The sequence below is a fragment of the Nonomuraea cypriaca genome (assembly GCF_015645445.1).
In the GTDB taxonomy this organism is placed as follows: domain Bacteria; phylum Actinomycetota; class Actinomycetes; order Streptosporangiales; family Streptosporangiaceae; genus Nonomuraea; species Nonomuraea cypriaca.
Genome location: NZ_JADOGI010000481.1, coordinates 1 through 2,007 on the forward strand (window position 1 = coordinate 1; position 2,007 = coordinate 2,007).

Here is a 2,007-nt window from a genome sequence, read left to right on the forward strand (position 1 = left end):
GGGGGTGGGATGGGCGGTGGCACGGCCGGTTCTGTGCCACATCCGGCGGCCACCAGCAGGACCAGCATCAGCAGCGCGAGCAGCGGCAACGTGGCCTCCCCACGAGAACACGGTGGGGAGGAAACTGATCTTACGCCTCTCAACCGGGCACAGCTCGCCCGGGCGCGCTACCGGGCGAGCAGGTCGCGGAGCGCCTTGACGACCTCCGCCGGGGCCTCTTCGGCCATGAAGTGCCCGCAGGAGACCGTCCGGTGCTCCAGGTCCTGCGCCCAGGCCCGCCAGAGGGCGGCGGCGTCGTAGCCGAGGGCGGCGCCCCAGTCCTGCTGCAGTACGGTCACCGGCATCCGCAGCCGGGTCCCCGTCTGCCGATCGGCCTCGTCGTGCTCGACGTCGACGCCGGCCGAGGCGCGGTAGTCTGCGACGATCGAGGGGATCGCCCCGCGGCATGCCCTCAGGTAGGCGGCGCGTACGTCGGCCGGGATCGCGTTCGGGTCGTTGGCCCAGAGGTCGAGGAAGTGACCGAAGAACCGGTCCGCCGAACCGCTGATCATGGCCTCGGGCAGCCCGGGCGGCTGCGCCATCAGGTACAGGTGGAAGCCGACGGCGGCGGACGCGCCGCGCATCACGTCCCACATGTCGAGGGTGGGCAGGACGTCCAGCGAGGCCAGGTGCGTGACCGCATCGGGGTGGTCGAGCCCGGCGCGTACGGCGACCAGGGCGCCACGGTCGTGCCCCGCCAGCGCGAACCTCTCGTGGCCGAGCGCGCGGGCGAGGGCCACGACGTCGGCGGCCATGGTGCGCTTGGCGTACGTCTGCCCGTCGTCCTCCGGTTTGTCGCTGTCGCCGTAGCCGCGCAGGTCGGGGCAGATGACCGTGTGGTCGGCGGCCAGGTCGGCGGCGACGTGCCGCCACATCAGGTGGGTCTGCGGGAAGCCGTGCAACAGCACGACGGGGCTGCCCGTGCCGCCCACCGCGACGTTGAGCGCCACCCCGTCGGCGACGGTGACCCGCCGCTGAGCGAATCCGCTGATCTTCATGCCGGTCCTCTTCCTGACTGGTACGCGTTTCCGGGTGATGTGTTTTCAGGTCGTGCTTCCCGGTGGTACGCGCTTCTGGGTGATATGCGCTTCTTCGGTGATGTGCGCTTTCGGGTGGTACGTGCTCAGCCTGCCGACCGTGGATCAGCACCTGGTCAGCGGCGGCTCAGTTGGGTGGCGGGGGCGGTTAGTTTGGGTGGGCGATGGTGAGTTTCGGTGTGCTGGGCCCGTTGACCGCCGAGAACGAGCACGGCCCGGTCAATCTCAAGGGCCCGCGGCACCGCGCCGTCCTGGCCAGGCTGCTGGTCGCCAGGGGCCGGGTCGTGCCGGTCAGATGGCTGATCGGCGACCTCTGGGACGATCCGCCCGAGGGGGCGCTGGGCGCCGTGCAGACGTTCGTCGGCGCGCTGCGGAAGGCCCTGGAGCCGGACCGGCCGCCCCGCACACCGTCCCGGCTGCTGGTCACGGCGTCACCCGGGTACGCGCTGCGCCCCGATCCCGGGGCGGTGGACGCCTGGCGCTTCGAGACCGCGCTCGCCGCGTCCGCCCGACTGATGGCCGGCGGCGAGGCCGAGCAGGCGCGCGTGCTGCTGGACGAGGCCCTCATGTGGTGGCGGGGACCGGCGTACGCGGAGTTCGCCGACGAGGGCTGGGCGCGGGGCGAGGCGGCGCGGCTGGGCGAACTACGCCCCCTGGCCGTGGAACGCCGGGCCGAGGCGGCGCTGGCCTCGGGTCAGGCGGCCGAGTCCGTGCCGGATCTGGAAGCGCATGTCGCGGGTGAGCCACTACGCGAGGACGGGTGGCGACTGCTGGCCTTGGCGCTCTACCGTACGGGCCGGCAGGGAGACGCGCTGGCCACGCTACGACGCGCCCGCCGAGTTCTCCGAACGGAACTCGGCGTTGACCCCGGACCCAACCTACGCCGCCTAGAAACCGACATTCTCACCCAAGCCCCCCACCTCACCACCCC

2 protein-coding genes are annotated in these 2,007 nt (G+C 72.3%); one reads left to right on the plus strand and one right to left on the minus strand.

Annotated features, from left to right (window positions below; genetic code table 11):
• Nucleotides 1-167 precede the first annotated feature (167 nt).
• Nucleotides 168-1,037, minus strand: a complete 870-nt coding sequence (locus tag ITP53_RS55035; RefSeq protein WP_195903430.1) for an alpha/beta fold hydrolase — start codon at nt 1,035-1,037, stop codon at nt 168-170.
• 203 nt (nt 1,038-1,240) lie between these two features.
• Here ITP53_RS55035 and ITP53_RS55040 point away from each other — a divergent pair.
• Nucleotides 1,241-2,007 (plus strand): AfsR/SARP family transcriptional regulator (locus ITP53_RS55040; RefSeq protein WP_195903431.1); only part of this gene is annotated, 767 nt, incomplete at its 3' end.

What these genes read in the sequence shown, in the direction of transcription:
- ITP53_RS55035 (WP_195903430.1), bottom strand. Translation starts at nt 1,037, where the DNA reads ATGAAGATCAGCGGATTCGCTCAGCGGCGGGTCACCGTCGCCGACGGG.